Origin of the sequence: Pseudomonas sp. SIMBA_067 (genome assembly GCF_046534675.1) — a bacterium.
Taxonomy (GTDB): domain Bacteria; phylum Pseudomonadota; class Gammaproteobacteria; order Pseudomonadales; family Pseudomonadaceae; genus Aquipseudomonas; species Aquipseudomonas putida.
The window spans coordinates 1-230 of sequence record NZ_JAWRYH010001488.1; the positions used below are offsets into that span (position 1 = coordinate 1).

Annotated in this window: 1 pseudogene; it reads right to left on the bottom strand. The window is 31.3% G+C overall.

The features are described from left to right. Positions 1–230, bottom strand: a pseudogene (locus tag SB765_RS34390) (hypothetical protein); the annotation flags it as partial.

A 230-nucleotide genomic window follows, 5' to 3' on the forward strand; every position in this document is an offset into this window, starting at 1 on the left:
TCTTGGGAATTCTTTTTCTTTTCTATCTGATTTTAGGTTTAATTCTTGTTTATCAAGAGTGTCTGAGCGTTGAGGTAAAATTTCCATTAGGTATTTTTCAAATATTGGGGCAATGGTTTGAGTAAGTGTCGTGTTTTCGTTTTTATTAATTATCGTAATTTCTTTCTTATCAGCTTGTAAGACGGACGTGGAAAATTTAATGACAAAATCCTTGTTGCTAAAGATATGAC